21 protein-coding genes are annotated in these 25,384 nt (G+C 62.8%); 10 read left to right on the forward strand and 11 right to left on the reverse strand.

Annotated features, from left to right (window positions below; genetic code table 11):
- Position 1: 1 nt before the first annotated feature.
- Positions 2 to 1,828 (forward strand): alanine racemase, encoded by a 1,827-nt coding sequence (locus LB571_RS08590; protein WP_224593683.1) that lies wholly within the window; start codon positions 2 to 4, stop codon positions 1,826 to 1,828.
- Here the strand turns inward: LB571_RS08590 and LB571_RS08595 are convergent, their stop codons facing one another.
- From LB571_RS08595 to LB571_RS08625, 7 genes are all read right to left on the reverse strand, one after another.
- Positions 1,829 to 3,205 (reverse strand): FGGY-family carbohydrate kinase, encoded by a 1,377-nt coding sequence (locus LB571_RS08595; RefSeq protein WP_140660703.1) that lies wholly within the window; start codon positions 3,203 to 3,205, stop codon positions 1,829 to 1,831.
- Positions 3,202 to 3,519, reverse strand: a complete 318-nt coding sequence (rhaM, locus tag LB571_RS08600; protein ID WP_140660704.1) for an L-rhamnose mutarotase — start codon at positions 3,517 to 3,519, stop codon at positions 3,202 to 3,204. Before rhaM ends, LB571_RS08595 begins: the two co-directional genes overlap by 4 nt.
- A complete protein-coding gene (locus LB571_RS08605) occupies positions 3,519 to 4,520 on the reverse strand; it encodes an ABC transporter permease (protein ID WP_224593686.1) in 1,002 nt (333 codons plus the stop codon). Before LB571_RS08605 ends, rhaM begins: the two co-directional genes overlap by 1 nt.
- Positions 4,517 to 5,497 (reverse strand): ABC transporter permease, encoded by a 981-nt coding sequence (locus tag LB571_RS08610; RefSeq protein ID WP_015319236.1) that lies wholly within the window; start codon positions 5,495 to 5,497, stop codon positions 4,517 to 4,519. The genes LB571_RS08605 and LB571_RS08610 overlap by 4 nt, the downstream gene beginning before the upstream one ends.
- A complete protein-coding gene (locus LB571_RS08615; RefSeq protein WP_015319235.1) occupies positions 5,494 to 7,035 on the reverse strand; it encodes a sugar ABC transporter ATP-binding protein in 1,542 nt (513 codons plus the stop codon). The genes LB571_RS08610 and LB571_RS08615 overlap by 4 nt, the downstream gene beginning before the upstream one ends.
- An 83-nt stretch (positions 7,036 to 7,118) precedes the next feature.
- A complete protein-coding gene (rhaS, locus tag LB571_RS08620; RefSeq protein ID WP_015319234.1) occupies positions 7,119 to 8,114 on the reverse strand; it encodes a rhamnose ABC transporter substrate-binding protein in 996 nt (331 codons plus the stop codon).
- Positions 8,115 to 8,168: 54 nt separating this feature from the next.
- On the reverse strand, positions 8,169 to 8,972 hold the full coding sequence (locus tag LB571_RS08625) for a DeoR/GlpR family DNA-binding transcription regulator (RefSeq protein ID WP_140713945.1): 804 nt from the start codon (positions 8,970 to 8,972) through the stop codon (positions 8,169 to 8,171).
- Between the two features lie 188 nt (positions 8,973 to 9,160).
- Between LB571_RS08625 and LB571_RS08630 the strand changes: the two genes are divergently transcribed.
- The 3 genes from LB571_RS08630 (at position 9,161) to ggt (ending at position 14,616) form a co-directional block, all read left to right on the forward strand.
- Complete coding sequence (locus tag LB571_RS08630) at positions 9,161 to 11,263, forward strand: bifunctional rhamnulose-1-phosphate aldolase/short-chain dehydrogenase (RefSeq protein ID WP_224593698.1); 2,103 nt, start codon at positions 9,161 to 9,163, stop codon at positions 11,261 to 11,263.
- 111 nt (positions 11,264 to 11,374) lie between these two features.
- The gene (rhaI, locus tag LB571_RS08635; protein ID WP_224593701.1) at positions 11,375 to 12,667 is read left to right on the forward strand and encodes an L-rhamnose catabolism isomerase; all 1,293 of its coding nucleotides are present in this window, start codon (positions 11,375 to 11,377) and stop codon (positions 12,665 to 12,667) included.
- Positions 12,668 to 12,882: 215 nt separating this feature from the next.
- On the forward strand, positions 12,883 to 14,616 hold the full coding sequence (ggt, locus tag LB571_RS08640) for a gamma-glutamyltransferase (RefSeq protein WP_224593704.1): 1,734 nt from the start codon (positions 12,883 to 12,885) through the stop codon (positions 14,614 to 14,616).
- Positions 14,617 to 14,697: 81 nt separating this feature from the next.
- Here the strand turns inward: ggt and LB571_RS08645 are convergent, their stop codons facing one another.
- Positions 14,698 to 15,039, reverse strand: a complete 342-nt coding sequence (locus LB571_RS08645; RefSeq protein ID WP_015319229.1) for a hypothetical protein — start codon at positions 15,037 to 15,039, stop codon at positions 14,698 to 14,700.
- Positions 15,040 to 15,310: 271 nt separating this feature from the next.
- Here LB571_RS08645 and LB571_RS08650 point away from each other — a divergent pair, with 271 nt between their 5' ends.
- Genes LB571_RS08650 through LB571_RS08660 form a run of 3 tightly spaced genes read left to right on the forward strand, consistent with a single transcriptional unit; the run spans position 15,311 to position 19,167 of the window.
- On the forward strand, positions 15,311 to 16,237 hold the full coding sequence (locus tag LB571_RS08650) for an ABC transporter substrate-binding protein (protein WP_224593708.1): 927 nt from the start codon (positions 15,311 to 15,313) through the stop codon (positions 16,235 to 16,237).
- Positions 16,230 to 18,278 (forward strand): Fe(3+)-hydroxamate ABC transporter permease FhuB, encoded by a 2,049-nt coding sequence (fhuB, locus tag LB571_RS08655; protein ID WP_224593711.1) that lies wholly within the window; start codon positions 16,230 to 16,232, stop codon positions 18,276 to 18,278. The genes LB571_RS08650 and fhuB overlap by 8 nt, the downstream gene beginning before the upstream one ends.
- Before the next feature lie 28 nt (positions 18,279 to 18,306).
- Entirely contained in the window at positions 18,307 to 19,167 is an 861-nt protein-coding gene (locus LB571_RS08660; protein ID WP_140787222.1) for an alpha/beta hydrolase, read from the forward strand.
- Positions 19,168 to 19,176: 9 nt separating this feature from the next.
- Here LB571_RS08660 and LB571_RS08665 read toward each other — a convergent pair whose 3' ends face one another.
- Positions 19,177 to 19,611, reverse strand: coding sequence for a hypothetical protein (locus tag LB571_RS08665; RefSeq protein WP_015319225.1), 435 nt, complete (start codon positions 19,609 to 19,611; stop codon positions 19,177 to 19,179).
- Between the two features lie 802 nt (positions 19,612 to 20,413).
- On the opposite strand from LB571_RS08665, the gene LB571_RS08670 reads away from it, so the two are divergent.
- The 3 genes from LB571_RS08670 (at position 20,414) to LB571_RS08680 (ending at position 23,882) form a co-directional block, all read left to right on the forward strand.
- Positions 20,414 to 21,799: an AAA family ATPase gene (locus LB571_RS08670; protein WP_224593714.1), complete on the forward strand. Its 1,386-nt coding sequence runs from the start codon at positions 20,414 to 20,416 to the stop codon at positions 21,797 to 21,799.
- Positions 21,792 to 22,634 (forward strand): hypothetical protein, encoded by an 843-nt coding sequence (locus LB571_RS08675; protein ID WP_224593716.1) that lies wholly within the window; start codon positions 21,792 to 21,794, stop codon positions 22,632 to 22,634. The genes LB571_RS08670 and LB571_RS08675 overlap by 8 nt, the downstream gene beginning before the upstream one ends.
- Positions 22,635 to 23,246: 612 nt before the next feature.
- Positions 23,247 to 23,882, forward strand: coding sequence for a recombinase family protein (locus LB571_RS08680; RefSeq protein WP_224593719.1), 636 nt, complete (start codon positions 23,247 to 23,249; stop codon positions 23,880 to 23,882).
- A gap of 159 nt (positions 23,883 to 24,041) precedes the next feature.
- Here the strand turns inward: LB571_RS08680 and LB571_RS08685 are convergent, their stop codons facing one another.
- Complete coding sequence (locus LB571_RS08685; RefSeq protein WP_224593722.1) at positions 24,042 to 24,254, reverse strand: hypothetical protein; 213 nt, start codon at positions 24,252 to 24,254, stop codon at positions 24,042 to 24,044.
- Positions 24,255 to 24,288: 34 nt separating this feature from the next.
- Positions 24,289 to 25,131, reverse strand: a complete 843-nt coding sequence (locus tag LB571_RS08690; RefSeq protein ID WP_224593887.1) for a DUF429 domain-containing protein — start codon at positions 25,129 to 25,131, stop codon at positions 24,289 to 24,291.
- Positions 25,132 to 25,384 lie beyond the last annotated feature (253 nt).

Below are 25,384 nucleotides of genomic sequence, written 5' to 3' on the forward strand. Positions count from 1 at the left end.
GATGTCGGGACCGCAAGTCGCCATCGACCTTGGCCGCATCGAGCGCAACGCCCGCACCGTTGTGGACCGCTGCGCGCTTTCGGGCATCAAGGTTTTCGGCGTCACCAAGGGCACTTGCGGCATGCCGCAGGTGGCGCGCGCCATGCTGCGCGGCGGCGTCTCCGGGATCGCCGAGTCGCGTTTCGAAAACATCCGCCGGCTGCGCGACAGCGGTATCAGCGCGCCGATCATGCTGTTGCGCAGCCCGCCGATGGCGCGCGTCGAGGAGGTGGTGCGCACCGTCGACGTCAGCCTGCAGTCGGAGCTGACGATCATCCGCGAGATCTCGCGCACCGCCGAGCGTATGGGCCGCGTCCACGACATCATGCTGATGATCGATCTCGGCGACCTCCGCGAAGGCATCTGGCCGAACGACCTCATCCCCACCGTCGAGCGGATTCTCGACATGAAGGGCGTGCGCATCGCCGGCATCGGCACCAATCTCGGTTGCTTCGGCGCCATCATGCCGACGGAGGAAAATCTCGGCCAGCTCGTCGCTCATGCCTACAAGACCGAACGCCTGTCCGGGAAAAGCCTGGACTTCATCTCCGGCGGCGCGTCGTCGTCGCTGCCGCTGCTGCTTGAAGGCAAATTGCCGGCCGGCATCAACAATTTGCGCATCGGCGAGGCGATCCTGCAGGGCGGTGTCGAGACCTTCCGCGATGTCCCATGGGCGGAACTCGAACCCGATGCCTGCCGGCTGACCAGCGACGTCATCGAGGTCAAGCTCAAGCCGTCGCGGCCGATCGGCACCTCCGGCTACGACGCCTTCGGCAACCAGCCGGTCTTTCCCGACGAAGGCGACAGGCTGCGCGCCATCGCCAATATCGGCCGCGAGGACGTACTGGTCGAGGGACTGACGCCGATCGCCAAGGGGATAAGGGTGCTCGGCGCCTCCAGTGACCATCTGCTGCTCGATGTGCAGGATGCCGACCCGCCGCTCGCCGTTGGTGACCGCGTCGCCTTCCGCATGAGCTACGGCGCCATGCTTCTGGCGATGACCTCGGAATATGTCGAAAAAGCACCGATGCACGATGTCGCGGATTTCTCCGGCCGCAAGATGGTGTCGATCTCGGCCGAAGCGGAAGCGGCTCGCATCCTCGCGCGCGAAGCAACCGGCGCCCGGCTGGAGGCGATGAATTTCGACGTCGTCGAACTGGCCGATGTCGATCGACCGCCCTCGGGCCTGATCCGGTTCGCCGCCGGCGCCGATCGTCGCATCGCGCACAAGGCGCTGACCGCAACGGCCCGCGCGACCCACTCCTTCGGCCTGATCTGGATCGATTCCATCGCCGCGCTGATGCCGGAGGACGAAGATGGCATCGACCTGCCGGAGGCGTCGGTACTGGCGCGCTCGCTTGGCCTCGACCACAAGGCCGGCGCGCTGCAGCCGCAGCTGTCGCCGGAAAACGTCGTCATCATCGGACTGCGCCATGCCGACCCTGCGGAAGTGCGGGTCCTGAAGGATTCGCGCGTCTCGGCCTTCACGATGACCGATATCGACGCCATGGGCATGCGCGACCTGATGCACGAGGCAATCCGTATCGCCACCTCGGGCACGCAAGGGTTTCATGTCAGTTATTCGCCCACGGCGACCGAATTCGCCGGCTGGGCGGCTGGCTCCGGCGGCCTCACCGTCCGCGAGACGCATCAGGCGATGGAGGCGATCGCGCTTTCCGGCGGGCTGCTGTCGATGGATGTCTCCGGCCTGAGTACCGATCTGGAGCCCAGGATCGGTAGCGACGCGGTCAACTTCGTCATGTCGGCCTTCGGTAAGCGAATTCTCTGATCAGCCAATAGCCTCGACGGCCGCCCGCCACGCGCTGATATATTCCGCCCAGGCCGGATCGGCCGGCGGCTCCAGTGTTTGACCTTTGCCATGCGCCGCGCGCTGGTCCGATGCAAGCAGGGCGGCCCCGATGCTGGTGCCGGTAGCGGCTTCCGATGCGATGACGGCGCGGCCAGTGCTCGCGGCGAGCATCCGCGTGAACAATTGATTGCGCGCGAAAGGCCCCTCGACGGTCGTCGGGCCATCGCCGCCGACGAGGTCGAGGCAGGTCGCCGTCATCAGCGCCAGGTAGAAGGAGATGGCGGCAAAGCGTTGGCCGGGAGGGATCGCCTCGCCCTTGCGCCATGCGGCGGTGTGATGCGGAAACGGCCCCGAGCCTTGCTGGATCGAAGGCAAAAGCAATGTCTTGCGCGCCAGCACCGCGGTGACATCGCTGTCGCTCCAGCTCTGCGCCGAGCCCTCGGTCAGCAGCGAGAATTCGCGGCCACCCATGAACCGCGCCGAGGGCACGGGGTCGCCGAGCGCATTGACATTGACCAGCGTATCCCTTGCCGGATCGAGCGCCACCGTCTTGACGCCGACCGCCATCGACACCACCCAGGTGCCGGTCGAGACCACGCAGAAGGGCGGCGCATCTGACAGGAGGTGGGGCAGCAGCGAGGCGTTGGAATCGTGCAGGCCGCAAAAGACCGGGGTTTGTGGATCGAGCCCGGTCCGCTCCGCAAGCGCGGGCAGGATCGAGCCAAGCCGGTCCCTGGCCGGCCGCACCGGCGCCATCAGCTCGCGCCAGCCCAGGCGATCGACCAGCGCCGAAAAATCCCCCGTCCAGGGGTTCCACAAATCGGTGTGGCAGCCGAGCGAGGTGACCTCGTTGGCGGCCACGCCGGTCAGGCGCAGCGCCCAGTATTGCGGGTACATCAGCATCGCGGCTGCCCTGGCGAACTCCGTCGGGAAACTTTGCTGCTGCCAGAAGAATTGCGCGCCGAGATTGAGGCCGAGCGGCAGGCGCGGCGTGCCGGTCTCGGAGAAGGGCGGGCGGATCGCGTCATAGTCGGACGCCAGCTCATCGGGCCCATCGTATTCATAATCGAGGACAGGCAGCACCAGCTCGCCCGTGGCATCGACCAGCACGCCGGTCGCGCCATGCGTGGTGATCGAAACTGCGTCGATGCGCTGTTCGCGATTGAGGTCGGCAAGGCTGTCGAGGATGAACGCCCACAGCGCGTCGACATCGTGATGCGGGTAGGGCGCTTGTCGCACCGGCGCGTTCGCCACCCGGCGCAGCGTCACCTCCCTCAATGTGGCGAGATCGACCAGCGCCACCTTGGCATTGGTCTTGCCGATGTCGATGACGGCGATGTGGCGGACCGCGCTCATTCCATATGGAACATCATTTCCAGCGGCACCGCCACCGGCTCGTTATCCGGTTTCGCCTCCATGATGTCGGCCATTTCAGCCCACCAGCGCTGCATCACCGGATGCTTAGGCAGATCGTCCATGCCGTGATCATCGCGCCGCCACAGCACGCCGAACAGGATGTTCGTCTCTTCGTCGAGATGGATGGAGTAGTCGGAGATGCCGGCCTGCTTCAGCAACGCGACCAGCGACGGCCAGATTTCATCGTGGCGCTTTTTGTACTCGGCCTTCATGCCGGGTTTGAGCATCATCTTGAATGCGTATTTCTCGGGCATCAGGCCAGGCGTCCCCCGCGCAGCCGCCGCCAGACGATCGGCAGCGCGATGACGGTGATCAGCAGCAGGCCGATGAAGATCGACATGACGATGCCGGGCACGTTGAGCAGGCCGAGGCCGAAGGTCACCAGCCCCATGATCAGGGCGGCAAGCACCACGCCGACGATGCTGCCGGCGCCGCCGAGGATGCTGACGCCGCCGAGCACCACCATGGTGATGACCTCCAGCTCATAGCCCTGTGCGATCGACGGACGCGTCGAGCCGAGCCGAGACGTGATCAGCACCGAGGCGATGCCCGACATCAGGCCGGTCAGGCAAAACAGGATGAATTTTATACGGCCGACGCGCACGCCGGAAAACTGCGCCGCGACCGGATTGTTGCCGATCGCGAAGACCCGGCGGCCGAAGCTAGTCCGGTGCAGCAGGAACCAGTAGATGACGGCCGCGATGAGGAAGAGCACCAGTTCGAACGACACCACCCACCAGACATAACCCTGGCCGAAGAAGGCGAAGCTTTCGGGATAGCCCTTGTAGGCCTGGTCGCCGAGAGTGATGAAGGCGATGCCGCGAAACAGGCTCATCGTGCCGATGGTGACGACGATGGAAGGCAAGCCGAGGCGCGTGACCAGCAGTCCGTTGAAGGCGCCGCAGCCGAGCCCGACGACGACGCCGATCGCCACCAGCGTCGGCGTGTCGGCGCCGGCCTGCACCGCCATGCCCATCATGGTCGAGGCGAGCGCGATGATGGCGGCCACCGACAGGTCGATCTCGCCCGAAATGATCAGCAGCGCCATGGCGAACGCGATCAGGCCCTTCTCGGTGAAATTGAAGGTGAGATCGGACAGCGAATACGGATCGAGGAAATAGGGTGAGGCGAAACTGTTGATGGCAAAGATGGCGATGGCCACCACGACCAGCAGCGCTTCCCACGAAAAGATCGCCGAAGAGAGCGGCTTGTCGAGCCGGTCGGGAATGTGGCGCGGGGCGGGGACGTCGGTCATGTCACCGCTTCCACTTTCTTGAGGATGATGCGGCCCTGCTGGCGTTCGCCGCGCGCGTTGAGCACGACCGCCAGGATGATGGCGCTGCCCGAAATCGCCATCTGCCAGAAGGGCGAGATGTTGATGACCGGCAAAGCGTTGGAGATGATGCCGAGGAACAGCGCGCCGAGCACTGCGCCGCCGACCGAGCCGATGCCGCCGGCGATCGAGATGCCGCCGATGACGCAGGCGGCGATGATGTTCAACTCATAGCCATTGGCGACCTCGACCGAGGCGATCACATAGCGCGAGATCCAGAGATAACCGCAGAGGCCACCGATCATGCCGGAGATGCAGAAGACGATGAATTTGGTCCGCCCGACATCGATGCCGGTATAGACGGACGCCGTCGGATTGACGCCGATGGCATAGATCGAGCGGCCGAGCGCGGTGCGCGTCATCAGCACGAAGAACAGCGCGATCACCAGGATGGCGATCCAGGACAGAACCGGAATGCCGAGGAAAGCAGCGCGCTGGAAGCCGATGAAATCCGGACTCATCCTGTCGGCATTGACCCAGGCGCCGCCGGACAGGACGAAAGTGGCGCCGCGATAGATGGTGAGCGTGCCCAGCGTCACCACGATCGAGGGGATGTTCAGACGCCACACCAAAAGGCCGTTGATGGCGCCGAGCACCAGCCCGACTGCGAGCGCGATGACGATCAGCAGCGGGATCGGGATCGCCGGGTGCGCGGCGTTCAGCATCGCCACCACCATTCCGGTGAAACAGAGGTTCGACGCCATCGACAGGTCGATCGAGCGCGTCAGGATGACGACCATCTGGCCGAGCGCCAGGATCATCAGGATCGAGGTGTCGTTGAACACCTGGCGCAGATTGCCGGGGTCGGCAAAGGCGGGGAAGCGCGTCGAGATCAGCCCGATCAAGGCGACGATGGCCGCGAGCAGCCAGATTTCGCGGTATTTGAGGAAAGCTTTCATGCCGCGATCCCTGCTGCTGTCCTGACCAGCGTCTCGGCATCCAGTCCCTTGTTGTCGTAGACCGCCGCGACAAGGCCCTCGCGCATGACGACGACGCGATCGGACATGCCGAGAATTTCAGGCAGTTCGGACGACACCATGATTACCGACAAGCCCTGCGCCACCAGTTCGGCCATGAAGCCGTGCACGGCGGCCTTGGAGCCGATATCGATGCCCTTGGTCGGCTCGTCCAGGATGATCACCTTGGGCGCGGTCGCCAGCCATTTGGCGATGACCACCTTCTGCTGGTTGCCGCCCGATAGCGTGCCGACATCCTGGCTGAGCGAGGAGGCCCTGAGGTCGAGCCGTTCCGTGTAGGAACGGGCCAGCGAAAACTCCTCCGCCAGCCGCAGCATGCCTGATTTGGAGGTGCGGGCGAGCGATGGCAGCGAAACATTCTGGAAGATCGGCAGGCCGATAACCACGCCCTGCTTGCCGCGTTCTTCCGGGACGTAGACGATGCCGGCCTCGATCGAATCCGCGGCCGATTTCGGCGCGATCGCCTTGCCATCCAGCGTGATCGTGCCGGCGCTTATGCGGGTAATGCCTGAAATCGCCTGCATCACCTCGCTGCGCCCGGCGCCGACCAGGCCATAGAAGCCAAGAATCTCGCCCTTGTGCAGTTCGAAGCCGATATCCCTGAACTCGGTCGGATGCGACAGGCCGGAAACGGAAAGCACCGGCGCGCCGATCTCGGCCTTGCGCTGCGGAAAGATGTGGTCGACCGAACGGCCGACCATCATGCGCACGATCTGGCTCTGGCCGGCATCCCTGATCAGGCCTTCGCCGACCATCTCGCCGTCGCGGAACACCGTGTAGCGATCGGCAATGCGATAGATCTCGTCGAACTTGTGGCTGATGAACAGGATCGCCTTGCCCTGCTCCTTGAGGAATTCGATCAAAAGGAAAAGCTCCTCGATCTCCTTCATCGAAAGGGCTGCGGTCGGCTCGTCCATGATGACGATCTGGGAGTCGATCGACATGGCGCGTGCGACGGCGACAAGATGTTTGTTGGCGATGCCGAGATCCCTGAGCCGCGCATCGGCATCGATATGGCCGGCATGCATGGTGTCGAGCACTTCGTGCGCATTCTTGCGCATCGTGCGCCAGTCGATGGTGCCGAAGCGCGTGCGCGGCGCATGGCCGAGGAAGATGTTTTCGGCGACGCTGAGATCGTCGAACAGCACGGTTTCCTGATGGATGGCGGTGACGCCATGGCCGAAGGCGGCGTGCGCGCTGGGCAGTGCGACGGCCTGGCCGTCGATGCTGATCGTGCCGGCATCGGGCTGGTAGATGCCGGTCATGATCTTGACCAGCGTCGACTTGCCGGCGCCGTTCTCGCCGATCAGGGCGGTCACCTGGCCGGGATAGAGCGACAGGCTGACATTGTGCAGGGCACGGACACCGGGGAAGCTCTTGGAGATGCCGGACAGCGCCAGGCGGGGAGCGGAGGCGGGAAGCCGCTCGTCGGTCTCGCTATGTCGGGCCGTCGTGTCCATATCCGTATCAAGCCCTGAAACTAGGTCCGTTTGAAGTCGCGGGGGGACGTGAGTCCCGCCGCGGCAACTTGAAAGCTCCGAGATCAATAGATCTTGGAGAACTTCTCGATGTTGCTCTTGTCGAACTGGAAGGGCGGAGCCATCGCGGCCGAGTTGGTGTCGTCGAGCGTGACCTTGCCGACGCGGCCGATCGACAGCGTCGCACCCGGCTTGGCCTCTTCCTTCTTCACCGCCAGGTCGTGGGCGAGGTAGACGGCGGAGTAGCCGAGGTCGATCGGGTTCCACAGCGCAACGGCCTGGCTGGCGCCGTTGTCGATGAACTTCTTGAACTCGGACGGCAGCGCCAGGCCGGTGACATTGACCTTGCCGATCAGGTTCTCGTCGGTGACGACCTGGGCGGCGGCGACGACGCCGACGGTGGTCGGCGCGATGATCGCCTTGAGGTTCGGATAGGACTTCAACAGGCCCTTGGCTTCGTCCGTGCTCTTGGCCGAATCGTCATCGCCATAGACTGTGGCGACGAGCTTGATCTTGGGGAACTTCTCCGGCAGCACCTTCTTGGCCGCTTCGATCCAGGAATTCTGGTTGGTCGCGGTCGAGGAAGCCGACAGGATGGCGACATCGCCGCCTTCCGGCAGATAGTCGGCGGCGAGCTTGATGATGGTCTCGCCGATCAGGCCGGTGTCGGACGGATTGAGGTGAAGCTGACGGCCTTCCTTGGCGACGCCCGAATCCCAGGAGATGACGGTGATGCCGCGTTCCATCGCCTTCTTCAGCACCGGCACCAGCGCGTCCGCGTCATTGGCCGAAATCGCGATGGCGTTGACCTTCTGCGCGATCAGCGAATTGACCACTTCGATCTGCGCCTCGGCGGTCGCCTTGGTCGGGCCGGTGTAGATGATGTCGACGTCGCCGAGTTCCTTAGCCGCCTCTTGCGCGCCCTTGTTGGCGGCATCGAAGAAGCCGTTGCCGAGGGACTTCACCACCAGCGCGATCTTGACGTTTTCCGCGTAGGCGGCATTCACGAACATGGCGGCCGAGAAGGCCGCCGTCACCATCAGTTTCTTCAAGAAGCTCATCGAATTTCCTCCCTTGAGCGTTGCATTCCATCGCCGCTGCGGGCGTGAGGTGTCTCAGGCCTGCAGTGAAGATTCTTCTTTTGTCGACTTGCGGGCGACGATCAACGTCACCCCCGCGGCTTCCAGCATCTTTGCCTCGCGGTCCTCGATGCCGTCGTCGGTGATGACGGTGGCAATGCGCGAAAGACCGCACAGGATCAGGCTGGAGCGTTTGCGGAATTTCGAGGAATCGACCAGCACCACCAACTCGTCGGCCTGGTCGATCAGCTTCTGCTCCGCCTGGATCAGCAGTGGATCGCCTTCCATCAGGCCGAGCGGCCCCAGTCCCTGAGCGCCCATGAACATGCGGCGTGCGTAGAAATTGCGCGTCACGTCATTGTCGAAGGGCGACAGGATGATGTTCTGCTCGCGATAGATGGTGCCGCCCGACAGCATGACCGTGTTCTTGGAGTGCTTGAGCAGGTGCTCGGCGATCGGGAACGAATTGGTGAAGATCGGCATGCGGAAGCCGGTCAGGAAATGCACCATCTGGAAGGTGGTGGTACCGCCATTGATGATGATCGGCTCGCCGTCCTTGCACAACTCGACCGCTTCACGAGCGATCGCCCGCTTCTGCGCCGCGTTGAGGGTTTCGTTGACGGAAAAGGGGCGGCCGGCCAGCCCGATGAACTGCGGCGGCGAGATCGCCTCGGCACCACCGCGTACACGGCGCAGGCGCTTTTGGACATGGAGAGCCGCGATGTCGCGCCGGATCGTCGCCTCGGACGATTCCGTCAGGTCGACCATTTCCTGCACCGTCACCACAGGTTTTTCCTGGACGGCGGACAGAATGATCCTGTGGCGCTCTTTTTCGTGCATGGTTCCTCCCTGCCTCAGCATCTAGGCACCCAATCCGAGCAGTGTCAATCATTTCCGATCATATAATTTCATTGTGCAGTGCAATATGATTGATATTGATCGTTTGTGATTGACAAGCTCGTCTCTTGCGTAGACATTCCCGAGCGAAAAAGGAGCGCATGGTGCGCGCTCCAAAGGGAGGATTACCTATGCTCGACAAGCGCTCCGGCTCGCGCCTCGCCAATCTGTGGGACGATGCGAAGGCGAAGGGGATGAGCGAGCCCGAGCTGCTGGTCTATCGCTCGAACACGCTCGGCTCCGACAAGCGCGTCACCAATTATGGCGGCGGCAACACCTCCTCGAAGATATGGCAGAAGGATCCGCTCACCGGCCAGGATGTGGAAGTGCTGTGGGTGAAGGGGTCGGGCGGCGACAGCGCCTCGATCAAGCTTGACGGCTTCGCCACCCTTTACATGGACAAGCTGCGGGCGCTGAAGGGGCTTTATCGCGGCGTCGAGCACGAGGACGAGATGGTGGGCTATCTTCCCCACTGCACCTTCAACCTCAATCCGCGCGCGGCCTCGATCGACACGCCGCTGCACGCCTATGTGCCGAAGCCTTTTGTCGACCACATGCATCCCGATGCCATCATCGCCATCGCCGCCGCCAAGGATTCCAGGGTGCTGACGAACGAGATATTCGGCGATGCCATTGGCTGGCTGCCGTGGAAGCGGCCGGGCTTCGAACTCGGCCTGTGGCTGGAGAAATTCTGCGTCGAACACCCCACCGCCAAGGGCGTCATCCTCGAAAGCCACGGCCTGTTCACCTGGGGCGATACGCCGAAGGAGTGCTACGAAACGACGATTTCGGTGATCAACCAGGCGATAGAGTGGTTCGAGCGCCGCTCCGAAGGCGTGGCGATCTTCGGTGGGGAGGTGGTGAAGTCGCTCGATGCCGCTGCCCGCCGAGCGATTGCCGCCAAGCTGATGCCCAGGATTCGCGGCCTGATCTCGGAAAAGAGCCACAAGCTCGGCCATTTCGATGACTCGCCCGCCGTGCTCGAATTCGTCAACTCCAAGAATTTGCGCCCGCTGGCAGCCCTCGGCACCTCGTGCCCGGACCACTTCCTGCGCACCAAGATCCGCCCGCTGGTGATCGAATTCGATCCCGCAAAGCCCGACGTCGATGCCGTCATCGCGCGACTCGCCGACGACATTGCCGAATATCGTGTCGGCTACCAAGCCTATTACGACAGCTGCAAGCATGCGGATTCGCCTGCCATCCGCGACCCCAACGCGGTGGTCTATCTGATGCCCGGCGTCGGCATGTTCACCTTCGCCGGCGACAAGGCGACAGCGCGTATCTCGGGCGAGTTCTACGTCAACGCCATCAACGTCATGCGCGGCGCTTCCACCGTCTCGTCCTATGTTGGCCTGCCAGCGCAGGAGGCTTTTGACATCGAGTATTGGCTGCTCGAGGATTTGAAGCTGCAGCGCATGCCGAAGCCGAAGTCTCTCGCCGGCCAGGTCGCACTGGTCACCGGCGGCGCCGGCGGCATCGGCCGCGCCACGGCCAACCGCCTGCTGCGCGAAGGCGCCTGCGTCGTGCTGGCCGATATCGACGAGGCGGCACTCGCCGGCGCCAACGAGGAACTGGCAAAAGCCTATGGCAGGGATTTCGTCCGCCCAGTTCTCATCAACGTCACCTCGGAGGACCAGGTCGTCGCCGGCTTCGCCGAGACGGCCGTCGAGTTCGGCGGCATCGACATTCTGGTCTCGAATGCCGGCTTGGCATCGTCGGCGCCGATCGAGGAGACGACCCTGGCGCTGTGGAACAAGAACATGGACATCCTGTCCACAGGCTATTTCCTGGTCTCCAGGGAAGCATTCCGGCTGTTCCGGGTACAGAAGATCGGCGGCAACGTCGTCTTTGTCGCCTCCAAGAATGGCCTGGCGGCATCGCCCAACGCCGCCGCCTATTGCACCGCCAAGGCGGCCGAAATTCATCTCGCCCGCTGCCTGGCGCTGGAGGGCGCGGAAGCGCAGATCAGGGTCAATGTCGTCAACCCGGATGCGGTGCTGCGCGGCTCGAAGATCTGGACCGGCGAGTGGAAGGAACAGCGTGCCGCCGCCTACAAGATGTCGACCGACGATCTGGAAGAGCACTACCGCTCGCGTTCGATGCTGAAGCGCTCCGTCTTCCCGGAAGACATCGCGGAGGCGATCTATTTCCTCGCCTCCGAAATGTCGGCCAAGTCGACCGGCAACATCATCAACGTCGACGCCGGCAACGCACAAAGCTTTACGCGGTAGCCGCTCGCCGGCGCTCACGCTGGCCCTTCTCTCCCGTCGCTATACGGGGAGAAGTTTCCGGCTGGCGGATGAGGGGCGCCGCCGACCGAATGCATTCTGGGAGGAACAGCAGTGTCCGAATCCATCATCTCCGCCGACATCGTCGCCAGCAGTAACGCCGCGCGCAAGATTGACCTCGAGCGTGACTATGCCTCGCTCGGCGAGCGCCTCGACCGACGCGGCATCGCCATCGACTCTGTCCGCGACAAGGTGGAAAACTTCGCGGTCGCGATCCCGTCCTGGGGCGTCGGCACCGGCGGCACCCGCTTCGCCCGCTTTCCCGGCGCCGGTGAGCCGCGCGACATCTTCGACAAGATCGAGGATTGCGCCGTCATCCAGCAGTTGACGCAGGCGACGCCGACCGTGTCGCTGCACATTCCTTGGGACAAGGCCGATCCGAACCGGCTGAAGCAGGCGGCCTCCCGCTTCGGGCTTGGCTTCGATGCGATGAACTCCAACACCTTTTCCGACGCGAAGGACCAGACGCTTTCCTACAAATTCGGTTCGCTGTCGCATGCCGACGCCGACACGCGTCGTCAGGCGGTCGAGCACAATCTGGAATGCATCGAGATCGGCAAGACGCTTGGGTCGAAGGCGCTGACGGTGTGGATCGGCGACGGCTCCAACTTCCCCGGCCAGGTCAATTTCGCCAAGGCGTTCGAGCGCTATCTCGACGCGATGAAGGAGATCTATGCCGGGCTGCCGGACGACTGGAAGCTGTTCACCGAACACAAGATGTATGAACCTGCCTTTTACTCCACCGTCGTGCAGGACTGGGGCACCAACTACATCATATCAAGGGAGCTCGGCGACAAGGCCTTCTGCCTGGTCGACCTCGGCCATCATGCGCCCAACGTCAACATCGAGATGATCGTCTCACGGCTGATTCAGTTCAAAAAACTCGGCGGCTTCCACTTCAACGATTCGAAATATGGCGACGACGACCTCGATGCCGGGTCGATCGACCCCTATCGGCTGTTCCTGGTTTTCAACGAATTGGTCGATGCCGAGCTGTCAGGCCCCGAGGGGTTCGACCCCGCCCATATGCTCGACCAGAGCCACAACGTCACCGATCCGATCGAAAGCCTGATGCTGTCGGCGGTCGAGGTGCAGCGCGCCTACGCGCAGGCGCTGCTGGTCGACCGAAAGGCGCTTGAAGGGTTCCAGGACGGCAATGACGCGCTGATGGCGACGCAGACGCTGAAGGCGGCCTACCGAACCGATGTCGAGCCGATCCTTGCCATGGCACGGCTGAAGACAGGTGGCGCCATCGATCCTGTCGCCGCATACCGGGCGGCGGGCTATCGCGCCAAGGTCGCGGCGGAGCGGCCAGCCGTCGCAGGTGGTTCCGGCGGGATCGTTTGAGGTAGAGCCGATCTTCCCCTTTGCGGGGGAGATGTCCGGCAGGACAGAGGGGACGCTGTCGCGCCGACGTCCGAAAGTTGGCGATCCTTCACGCCTCCTCTGCCCTGCATCTCCACCACAAGCGAGCAGTCACCAACCCGTGAATGTCTTTATTGAAGATGGACTCGATCGCTCCAAGTAGCTCTTCTAGGCAAGCACCACTTGGAGAACCCGCCATGCATCTCACCCGTAGGACATTGATCGCCCTCGGTCTTTCCATCGCCTTCGCCTTTTCGCCATCGGCTTTCGCCGCGTCGCCGGCACCGGCCAAGGGCGAGAACGGCATGGTCGTCACGGCCCAGCATCTGGCTTCCGAAGTCGGCGTCGAGGTGTTGAAAAAGGGCGGCAATGCCGTCGATGCGGCGGTCGCCGTCGGCTATGCCTTGGCCGTCGTCTATCCCAATGCCGGTAATATCGGCGGCGGTGGCTTCATGACCATCCGCTTCAAGGACGGCAAATCGACCTTCCTCGATTTCCGCGAGCGGGCGCCGCTTGCCGCGACCAAGACCATGTATCTCGACAAGGACGGCAACCCGGTGAAGGGCGCTAGCCTGGACGGCTATCTCGCGGTCGGCGTACCAGGCTCGGTGGCTGGTTTCGAGATGGCGCGCCAGAAATATGGCACCTTGTCCAGGCAGGACCTGATGGCGCCGGCGATCGCCTATGCCAGAGATGGGTTCGTCCTCAACCAGGGCGATGCGGCTTCGTTCGCTGGCAGCGCCGAAAGGTTGGCGAAGGACCCAGCGGCGGCGGCGGCCTTCCTCAAAACCGATGGCAAGCCCTATGGCGTCGGCGAGAAGCTGGTTCAGCCCGACCTTGCCGCGTCGCTCTCGGCCATTTCCGAGAGAGGTCCCGATGCCTTTTACAAGGGCGCCATCGCCGACGCCATCGTCAAGGCGAGCGGCGCCAAGGGCGGTATCCTGGCCAAGGGTGATTTCGAACAATACGCGGTGCGCGAGTTGAAGCCCGTCACCTGCTCCTATCGCGGCTACGAGATCATCTCTTCGCCGCCGCCGAGCTCAGGCGGCGTCATCATCTGCGAAATCCTCAACGTGCTGGAAGGCTATCCGCTGTCCTATCTCGGCGCCGGCTCGGCCGAGACCGTCCACGTCATGGTCGAGGCGATGCGCCACGCCTATGTCGACCGCAACTCCGCGCTCGGCGATCCCGATTTCGTCGACAACCCCGTCTCCAGGCTGCTGGACAAAGCCTATGCCAAGGACATCCGCGACAAGATCGATCCGTTCCGCGCCGGCGTGTCGCAGGATCTGATGCCGAAGGGCTTCGGCGAGTCGAAGGAGACGACGCATTATTCGATCATCGACAAGGACGGCAACGCGGTCGCGGTCACCTACACGCTGAACGGTTCGTTCGGTGCCGGCGTCGTCGCCGACGGCACCGGCATCCTGCTCAACAACGAGATGGACGACTTCACCCAGAAACCCGGCGTGCCCAACCTCTATGGCCTCGTCCAGGGCGAAGCCAATGCCATCCAGCCGAAGAAGACGCCGCTGTCCTCGATGAGCCCGACCGTGGTGGCCAAGGATGGCAAGCCGTTCATGGTCATCGGCAGCCCAGGCGGCTCGCGCATCATCACCATCACGCTGGAAGCCATCGTCAACGTGATCGACCACGGCATGAACATCCAGGAGGCTATCGACGCGCCGCGCATTCATCACCAATGGCTGCCCGATACCGTCTATATCGAGCCGTTGGGCCTTTCGCCGGATACAGAAAGACTGCTGGCCGGGATGGGCTATCACCTCGATCTCAGTGACCAGGGCTGGGGCCAGGCGGCGGGCATTCTCGTCGGCGGCAAGAGCCTGGTGGAAATCGAGAAGGGCGGCGGCGCCCGCTACAATGGCGCCATCGACAGCCGCGCGGCATCGGGCGAGGCGCTCGGATATTGACAGGCCGCAAGACGGTTGCTTTCCGGATGAGGCCGGATTCCGCCTTTCGGGACCGGCCTCCGCCTCATGGCCCGGGAGCCGTCAGGTCACCAGCGTGATGGTCGACGCGATCAGCATCAAGGCGGCGATGCCGACGAACAGCGCATAGATGCGTGGCCGGTCGAGCAGCAGCGCGTTTCCCGATATCCAGGCCGACGTGGCACCGCCCAGCGCGAACAGGAACCCGTTGCGGTGGCCGAAAGTCATCGACGCGGCCATCAAGCCGCCGATGATCAGGGCGCCGAACACGATGATCACGGCGACCGCGTACTTCTCGAAGTCGTTATTGCCGATCCCTGGTCCGATCGCGTTCAAATTCGGCAGGTCGTCCGGATCGAAGGGGTTCGCCGACCCGTATTCGTCTTGACCCATGGATTCTCGCATCACTTGATCTCCGCTGACCGGCAACAAACCATCAACGCCTGCCGAGCGCAACCCGATCACGCTGTGGCGGATGCGCCCGGCACCGCCTCCGGCCCCTTTTCGGGGATAGTTTGCTGACGGATTTTAGGAGCTGTTGCCGGATCGCGTCACCTGCCTTCTTGGGGTTTGTCGCCGCCGGCCTCGTCTTAAAACTTGACTAAGAATATCCTGTTTAATAGTCAACTCGGATTGGTCGCCGGAGACCAGGGCCCCGGGCAACAGGCAAGCCAAGTTGAATACAGATCATCAACCCCGGCCAGGAGAGGTCAATCGTCCGCGCGTCCGGATCACGCGTCGCCACGCGCTCGCGCTGTTCACTCTGCCGTTCACCGGCGTCGTGACGCCAGCCGCGGCCAGCCCGCCGCGCATCGTCTGCCTCGATGACGGCTTGGCGGAGACCTTGCTCATGCTCGGCATCACGCCGGTCGCTATCGCCGACCGTGAGGTCTGGGAAAGGTGGGTGCTCGAGCCGCCGCTGCCGCCCCAAGTCGCCGACATCGGCACGATCCTGGAGCCCAATCTCGAATTCCTGCAACAGCTTCGTCCCGACATCATCCTCTCCATCCCTTATCTCGACGGCATCAAGCCGCTGCTCGAGCGCGTGGCACCGGTGACGACGATCGGCATCTATACGCCGGGCGGTCAGCCCTATCAGCGCGCCATCGAGGCGACCCGGCAATTGGCCAGGCTTGTCGGCAAGGAAAGGGAGGGCGAGGCGCTGATAGCGGCGACGGAGGCGCATTTTTCGACCATCAAGCAGCAGCTGGAACCGCTTTCGGCGCGGCCGATCTATGTCGTCAGCTTCCTCGATCCGCGCAATGTGCGCGTCTATGGCGAAAAAAGCCTGTTTCAGGCGGTGTTCGACCGCATCGGCATCCGCAACGCCTGGGCCGGAGAGACTAATTACTGGGGATTTGCAACCGTCGGCATCGACGGGCTGGCAACGTCTGATGATGCGCGCCTTGCCTATCTCGAACCCTTGCCCGAAGGGGCGGGCGGAACGCTGACCGAGAGCCCGGTCTGGAATGCCATGCCGTTCGTGCGCAAGCGCTCGATTATGCGCCTGCCTGCGGTGCTGATGTTCGGCACGCTGCCCTCGGCGAGCCGTTTTGCCCGCCTGCTGGCCGCGGCGCTGACGGCGGAGACCGCCCGTGGTTGAGCAGGAAGCGATCTTGCCCGACAATGCCGTCCTCGTCCGCGGTCGCACCCCGTCGCCTCGCATACCAGGCGGATATCCCCTGGGCGCGATCCTGCTTTGCGTCGTGCTTCTCTGCGCGGCCGGCGCCGCGACCCTCTCCAACATGAGCGTGCAATTGCCGCCGGCACTCTGGCTGGGGGCGCTCGCAAGCCCCGATATCGAGGATATCAGGCAGGTGCTCGTCCACTACGCCTTCCTGCCCCGGCTCGCCGTCAGCCTTCTCTGCGGTGCGGCCCTCGGACTGGCCGGGACGGTGCTGCAGCAGGTTTTGCGCAATCCGCTCGCCTCGCCCGAAACCGTCGGCGTCTCGGCCGGCGCCTATCTGGCGCTGGCGCTGGCGACGCTTCTGGCGCCGTCGCTGCTTGCCTTCGGCCGCGAATGGGTGGCGCTTGCCGGCGCCTTCACTGCCCTTGCGGCGGTCCTGGCGCTCTCCTGGCACAAGGGCCTGTCGCCGCTTTCGGTCGTGTTGGCCGGGCTGGTCGTCAGCCTTTATGCCGGCGCCATCGGTGCTGCGTTTGTGGTGCTTCGGCATGAATGGCTGGCCAGCCTGTTCCTCTGGGGCGCCGGTTCGCTCGGCCAGCAGGACTGGTCGGTGACGCGGTGGCTCTTGCCGCGCCTTGGCGGTGCCGCGCTGGCGATCGGCCTCATGGTGCGGCCGCTGACCCTGCTTGGCCTCGACGACGAAGGCGCGCGCAGCCTCGGCGTCCCGCTCGGTGCCTATCGCTTCGCCGGACTGGCGGCGGCGGTCGCCCTGATCGCCTTCGTCGTTGCCGCCGTCGGCGTCATCGGCTTCGTCGGCCTTGCCGCCGCCACGCTCGCGCGCATCGGCGGCGCCCGCCGGCTCGGCCAGCAACTGGTGATGGCGCCGCTGATCGGCGCGGCACTGCTGTGGGCGGCGGACCAGGGAGTGCAGGTCGCGACCGGGCCACAGGGCGACCTGCTGCCGACCGGCGCGATGACGGCGCTTCTCGGCGCGCCTCTGCTTCTTTGGCTTCTGCCGCGCCTCGCGCTTGGCGCGGAAGCACCGGCACTCGCCGCCGAGCGCTTGCCCAGAACGAAAAGGCCCGGCCTTGTGCTGGCGGCGATCGGCGGCCTCCTGCTTTTGCTGCTCGTGCTGGCGCTGCTCTACGCGCCGGGCACCGATGGTTGGACATTCGCGTCCGGCGATCAGCTGCGGCCCTTGCTGGCCTGGCGGCTGCCTCGAGTGTCCGCGGCACTTGCCGCCGGCGCCATGCTGGCGCTGGCCGGGCTGATGATGCAGCGGCTGACCGGCAATCCGATGGCCAGCCCCGAAGTGCTCGGCATCAGCGCCGGTGCTGTGCTCGGCATGATGGTGGCGCTGTTCGCGCTCGCCGATGCCAGCCGCCCGGTACAGACCCTGGCCGCCACGATCGGCGCCTTCGCCGCCCTTCTGGTGACGCTGGCGATCGGCCGCCGTACCGCCTATGCGCCAGAGCGGCTGCTGCTTGCCGGTGTCGCCTTGACGGCCCTGTTCGACGCGCTGATCCTGGTGCTCACCGCCACGGGCGATCCGCGCGCCATGCTTTTGCTCAATTGGCTCACCGGCTCGACCTACGGCGTCGACGCCGGCTCGGCACTTCTGACCTCGACGTTTGCCTTTTGCCTGTTCCTGCTCGCACCGTTCTTCCTGCGCTGGCTGGACATGCTGCCGCTCGGCTCCGCCGCGGTGCAAAGCCTCGGAGTCAACCTCAAGGCAACACGGCTGCTGGTGCTTTTGATGGTGGCAGCGCTCACCGCCGCCTCGACCCTGGTCGTCGGGCCGCTGACCTTCATCGGCCTTATGGCGCCGCACCTGGCGTGGCGCCTTGGCCTGTCGCGTGCGCTGTCGCAAGCGATCGGCGCGATGCTTGCCGGCGCGCTGATCATGGTCTGCGCCGACTGGATCGGCCGCACCGCCATCTTCCCGCGCCAGATTCCGGCCGGCCTCGTCGCGACGCTGATCGGCGGCCCCGTCCTGATGTGGCTCTTGCGCCGCCGCTGAGCCTTGTCCCGTGGAGATATCCAAGCCGATGGCGACGCCAGCCTTGATTGCCGACACCACCGTCCACGACTTCGTTGGCAAAAGCGGAGGCGATCCCTGGCGGGTCTTCATCCATGTGCCGTCGGGGCCAATGCCCGAGGCCGGCTGGCCGGTGCTCTACATGACCGACGGCAACGCCGTTATCGGCACGGCGGTCGACGCGATGCGCGCGCAGGCCCTCTATCCCGCCGGCACCAATGTCGGCTGGGGCGTCATCGTCGCCATCGGCTACCCCGTCGAGGGCGCCTATGACTCGCTGCGCCGCTCATGGGATCTGGGGCCCCCGCCGGGCAGGACCTATCCGCCCTTCCACGAGGGCACGCCGGAAGTCAGGACCGGCGGGGCGGGGGATTTTCTGGCCTTCATCGAAGCCGAGCTGAAGCCGTGGGTCGCCAGCCGGACCAGGATCGATGAGAGCCGCCAGGCACTGTACGGCCACTCTTTCGGTGGCCTGTTCGCGCTCTACGCCCTGTTCACCCGCCCGCTCTCATTCAGCACCTTCATTGCGGCCAGCCCTGCCATCTATTGGGAAGATCGCGTTATCGACCGCTTTCTCGAAAGGTTCGAAGCCGCTGTTCCCGACGGCCTGAAAGCCGACGTAATCCTGTCGGCCGGAGAGTATGAGACCGAAAAGCTGGCGCCGTTCCAGGTCGGCGCGGAAGACGAGGAAAAGCGCCTGGCGCAGAAAAAGCTCATCCTTACCGACGGATTCGCCAGGGCGATGGCGGAACGCCTCGACGCGCTCCCGGGCCTGCGGGCAAGCTTCGAACTCCATGCCGGCGAAAACCACATGTCGATCCTGCCGGTGACGGTCAACCGGGCGGTGCAGGCGGCGTTCGCGGTGCGGTAGAATTTCTATTCAGCGCGCAGGCGGCAGTTCGAACAGTTTTGCGCCGTTTTCCTGGCCGCGCTCGACATAGCCGATAATGCCGAACCACCTGGCGACGTCGGGCCCTTGGAGCCAACTGCGCGAGTGGATTGGAAGGTTGCCGGCAAGCGCCTGGATATGCCTGATATGCCGCTTGCAGAAACGGACGGTCGAGCCGCGGAAGAAATCCTCCCGCGCGGCGAACAGCGTATCGGCGGCGTCGCTGTTTTCATGCCAGGCAATGATCGCCACGGCCTTCTCGCCCTCGACAAGCGCGTGCGCGCGGCCTTCCTTCAAATTCATCATCAGATTGTCGTAGGCGATCTTGCTGTCCTTGCCGGCCGCCGCGTACTCGTCCGACATCCGCTTCGACAGGCCATGGAAGACATCCTCGAGATCCCCAAGCGTTGCTGCGCGTGCTCTCATTTCACCTCCTGCAGCCCCGGCAGGGAGTTTGCCCTAGGGTTGTGGGATCACCAAGCAAATTGAATCCTCCACAAGCCCGGCGAAGGCAAAGTCGTTCCGTCCATCGATCTTTGTGACAGGGCGGGCACCCGCACCAAGCCGACAGAAGGCTTCGGCCTCCCGGTTCTTTAAGACACAAGGGAACAAGAGCCTGTGGTTGCGGTTAACTGGATATGCCAGCCAAGATCCAAGAACCACGGCCGAAGCCCGGCCCGCAGCCACCCGTCCGTCGGCCGGACAAGGAAGCACCGCCAGAGCCTGAGCATGTCGATCCGCCACCACGAGACGTGCGAGAGGCACCGGCACCAAATCCCGATGGCGACAAGAAAACCTAAGCGACGACACGCGAACGCGCCTGCAACAGGCGCATGCGATTGATAGCGATCAGGTGGTCACGCCATAAGCGCTTGGATTTTTAAAATGATGGTGCCCAGAGGCGGCTTGGAAGATCAAAATCGAACCGAAGGCGAAGCCTGATTTCTCTTATATTCTACAGTCACTTAGCCCGAACCTGCGTTGCGGCCAAATTCCATCGTTGTGGACCTCTAGCGGTTTAAACGCGTACCGCGAAATTCACGATAGAATAGAGAATACGTGTTGCCAAGTGACCGTGGACCCGCACCACCAATTGCTTCGGGAGCAGGCTCCACTCCAGCAGGGTATTTTAAATGACCCAACAGGCGCAGCCCGCTCCTACAAAACATCACGATAGGCTGCCAAAGGCGTTTAGTGTAAAACGTTGCCACCGAGCACGGAGACCTAGATGACCGAAACCTCTTCTCCCCTGCGCCTTCGACTAAGGCGGCGGCCGCCTCCGGCCCTTAGGCCGTGGCCAGCTATCGACAATATCTCCATAGATGGCCTGTTCGGGCGCTACAGCTATCCCAGCCTAGACCTCTCCAATCAGTCGCCGCAGGATCGAGATATTGCGCTGTTCTATGGAGGCAACGGGACTGGCAAGACGACTCTCTTAAAGTTAATCTATGCGGCCCTTTCGCCGGAGGACGATGCGGGCCTACGGTCCCTCCTATCGGCAACTCCTTTCAGGCGGTTCACGTGTCACCTGCGCGACAATACGATCATCGACATTCAGAAGAAAAATGGGCTGATTGGCGATTACGACTTTCGCGTGAGCGGGCCGCACGAGATGTTCCTGAGTGTCATTGCCGGCCCCGACCTGGCCGTCAGACTCGATCAAAATCCAAATGTTAGCCTGATAACCGAAGTACTTTCGAAGGTCGGCCTGGACATGTTGTTTTTGCACGATAGCCGCCGTGTTCAAACGACCAGCGGCTTTCTCCAGCAATCCCGGCTCTGGCCCAACGAATATGATGAGGAAATGTGGTACGCCTCTCGCACAGTAGGGGATCCCACGCTCCAGTATAAACGCCCCGATGCTGCGCTCCCCATAGAGTACATTGTTGCTACGATGTATGAATGGCTCCGTGACAGGGCTGCACGACAGGGGTCCAGCGGCGAATCGGATGTGTCCCTTGCACTTCTGCAGTTGATGCGGACGTTGGGCACCCCAAAAGGAAGCCTGGAAGCGCCAAGACAAGAGGACGTGCTCTCCACAATTGCCGCGCTAGAAAAGCAAACCACAAGTTACATGTCTCATGGGCTAATGACGGAGTATCCTTTTGCTGAAATCCGAGAGTTGGTCCTCAATGCCCCTCGCGGAAAGTTTCTGGCAATTTCTAGCGTATTGGGCCCATTTCTGTCTTCCGTTGAAACGCGCATGCATGCACTCCGTGAAGTACACAGCGTCATCTCCACTTTTGAGACGGAGATGAATAGCTACCTCCGGGACAAGCAAGTGTTCGTGAACGTGCTCGAAGGGGTTCGATTCTCGGATGGGAAAAGGGACTTGGAACTGGACAGTTTGTCGTCCGGCGAGCGTCAGCTAGTTTTCCTATTCTGTGCTGCGGTATTGTCTAGAGGGACCAACAGTCTATTCTTGGTGGATGAGCCAGAGTTGTCGCTAAATTCCAAGTGGCAGCGAAATCTTGTTGGGTCGATGTCGAATTTGGTCCGCGGCGCCCGAACGCAGTTTGTAATGGCTACTCATTCGATAGAGATTTTGTCTCGCCATCGGGGCTCGGCAATAGGGTTGGACGCTCGTGGCTCTACCGCGCCGACTGGTGAGTGAATGGGTCACGCTGATAGAACTCGACCCGGAGGTCCGGACCCTTTTTGTTGAGGGAACAAGGGATCAGGCGCTGCTAGAGAGCTTCTTTCGTCGCCGCGCCCCCCGCCTAGTAGTGCGCGAGATCTCCGAGATCGACTTCGCGGGACGACGGATAGAGAGCTCTCCGTTTTGTGGCGGCAATCGTGCGCGGGCGGTTGCCTTTTCCAGCGTTCTTAGCGGGGCTGTGCCCGCCGATCAGTACGCTGCCTGCCTGATAGATGCTGATTGTGAGCCGGTCCACCCATTCGTGACTAAGGTAGCGCCCCTTTACCTAACTACCTATGCCAGCGCCCATGCGGGGTACGTTCGGCAGGAATTGATCGAGGACGTGGCGAGGCGGGCGCTCAATGCACCGGCCGATTCTTTCGACTGGGACTTGCTGACCGAGGCGTGCCTTTTTGCTGCGGCGTTCAGGGTAATGCGGTATCGTCTATATCCGGCGGCGAAACCGATAGATGCTTCGGCTCTGCTGATACGGAAAGCCGGTGCGGTTACGATCAGCAGGGAAGAATTTGCTTTGAAGTTCAAAATGAAGAACGGCCACGATGTGGGGCGATCTGCCGAACAGCTATTGCACGAAGTTTTGAATATCCGGGCGGGTATGACGGGTGATCCTAGAAAATATATCAATTTTCATGATTTTATTGCGATGTTCACTTACCTACTGCGGCTGTCTGGGGTGCTGCCCGCAGCCTTCCGCCACGAGCATGTCGAGGCCGTTCTCTACGCGGCGGCAGACCCAAATGAGCTTGCTGACGACGCAATTTTCGCTGCTCTCGCCGCGTGGGGCGCCTGAAGAATGGGCTCTCACGGCCCACGTATTGTGCCAATGCCGTGCTGTCAGTTCAGCGGCGCCCTGCCACTATTATTAGGTGTTGTCGTGAGGTAGCCGGCCTGTCCCGTCCGCCTCCAAAGCTTTTTGTCGCGACGGGCATCTGGCGCTCCACCTATATTCCCGCTGTCATGCAGGCAGGCGTCAAATGGAGCCGTCTCAAACTCACCGAAAAATCCGAGGGGTCGAACTTGACAGTTGTGGCAGCGCGATACCCCCCCGGGCGGTGCTTCGGCTATGCTTTGTGGTCATCAACCTTCTCGGTATCTACAACGGAGCAGAACGCGACGCTGTTGTCTTTCGGCGAGCGCAAGGCAAGTTCCTCATACAGATACCGAGCGAACATCAAACCCGCGCCGAGCACCACCCAAAGAGGCACGCCAGCGGCTCCACCGCGAGATGACGATAATTCTTCCCATCCATTGGGCGGCTTCTCATCTGCAAGGACAGCCGTCCGAAAGGGTATAGCCCAGCGTACAGGCGGGCCGCTGTCTGCAATGGTGTCCGCTAGGGTTGACTTCCATCAACGGACAGTCTAGTCAGCGTACATCACGCTAACGGACACCGAGGAACCCTATGTCCAAGACCATTTTCTACGCCCGCGTCTCAACCGTTGACCAGACGCTCGACCACCAGCGGACCCATGCGGAGGCGGCTGGGTTCACCATTGACGACGTAGTGGCCGACCACGGCGTCTCCGGAGTGAGCACCATGCTTGCCGAGCGGCCGGAGGGTCGAAGGCTTCGGGACATGCTGCGGAGAGGGGATACGCTGGTGGTGCGCTGGGTGGACCGGCTCGGCCGTAACTACCAAGACGTTTGCGACACCATACGGGAGTTCATGCGGAGGGGCGTGGTGGTTCGGACCGTCATTAACAACATGACCTTCGACGGAGCTACCAAAGACCCCATGCAGCAGGCCGTTCGGGACGCGCTCATAGCGTTTATGGCAGCAACTGCCCAAGCACAGGCCGAAGCCACGAAAGAGGCCCAGCGGGCCGGCATCGAGGCCGCTAGGGCACAGGAGGACCGCTACAGGGGGCGCAAGCCGAGCTATGACAGGGCCGCGCTCCGCGCCGTCGCTGACCTGCTTGCGCAGGGGCAAGGCACGTCTGCCGTTGCAAAAGCGTCAGGGCTCACACGCCAGACTGTGCTGCGGATCAAGGAAGACCCTGCGGCGGCCGAGAAAGCGCTCGCGGCTTGGGGCATGTGAGAGGAGACACGGAAATGGTTTACTGGCTCGCGATGAGCTTCATGGTCCTATATGCTGTGTGCGGAGCGGTGGCGGTCGGACGGAAGATTACGGGGCGCTAGGCGGACTGCTTCGTTTGGCTGGCTCCAAGACGCTCCCCGTCGGCTGATTTGGGCACCGCTACCGCTGCCTCAACCACCAGTCTGACGCCCAAAATCCTAAGCCGAGCACAATTAATGTAACAGGCCAATAGGCAATCGCCCAAGTGAAGCCGATCATCGCGGCCCAGAGGAAGCCGCCGCCATGGCGTTCTCCCAGAAAAACTTGGAGGATCAATAGTCCCGCCAACAAAAGGCCGACCCATCCAAGAATGAGAACTTGAACCTTGCCCACACGTTCCTCCATTGCCTTCAAATAATCGGAAACACTAGCCTATTTCGACCTGGTGCTTTGCAGACCCCGGCTTTGGTATCCAAATCGCCGACTGGTCGTCACCGAAGGGCACCGCCCGACCTTCCAATACGCAAATGCCGACCGCCGCACAGACGACAGCGTCAAGCATGTCTTCGTAGGCTTTCCACTCTCGCCCAGTCGCACTCTCGCAATCGAGTTCTGGCATAGCTGCTTCCACGCCCGCGATTTCGTTTTCCATCAGGGAAGCAATGGCCCTCATCTCCCGCAGGATATTCAGGGACCGGACCTTCGGCTGCTCTTGGGGCCAGTAGTTCCGCCGGTTGCTGAACTTGTAGGGGAGACGCCGCTCGGCTGAAGCGAACTCAATCAGAGCTGGGTGTGGATAGACCTCCACAAGGCCCCTAACAACCCGCCCAGAGGTTCGCAATTCGTAGCCCTTCAACTCGAAGCTCTCCCGTAGCTTGTCGCTTACACGCCCAGGACGGACGGCACTCGGGGTGTGTGTCCCCGCCCACCGCTGCCCATACGCGCGAGAGACCGCATCATCGCTGGCGCGGCGAGCTACAATTGGTGTCCGCGAAAGCGGCATGTCGACCGCGACCAGATCGACTGAGAAGCCCACCAAGGCATTGGCCGCCTCCAGTGCTTCGGAAGCTCCGCCAGTCAAGCCGGGTCGCGCCGTTGCCTCTGAAAGGCTACAGAAGGCGCTGTATGAGGATGCCGCCGCCCGCAACCGCCAGCCTCCGCGCTCCTCGATGGCCAACGCGACACCGCTCGGCTGGGCCGCCGTCCAAGCGGCATCTATCCCCAAGACTGCTCGCAAGTCGTCCTCGCCACCAAAACTTTTTTCAGGCACAGCTCGGGCACATATGCCTTGGAATGCCTTGAGCCACAAGGCCTCGCACTGGATTAGGTATCTAGTGCCTATCTCATTGAAAGGTAACCTGAAATCTGGCTGTTGACACAAGTGTCGCGGTGACCGATATGCGCCTTACGCATACCCGAGTGGTGGGCTTGACCTGACCGCTGAACCCCGAAGACCAACCCGCTCGAAGGCCATTCGGCCCCAAGAGCCTCCCTTCCAAAACCAGTCGGCTGTCCTTCCTGAC

The organism is Mesorhizobium sp. BR1-1-4, from assembly GCF_020165375.1.
GTDB classification, from domain to species: domain Bacteria; phylum Pseudomonadota; class Alphaproteobacteria; order Rhizobiales; family Rhizobiaceae; genus Mesorhizobium; species Mesorhizobium australicum.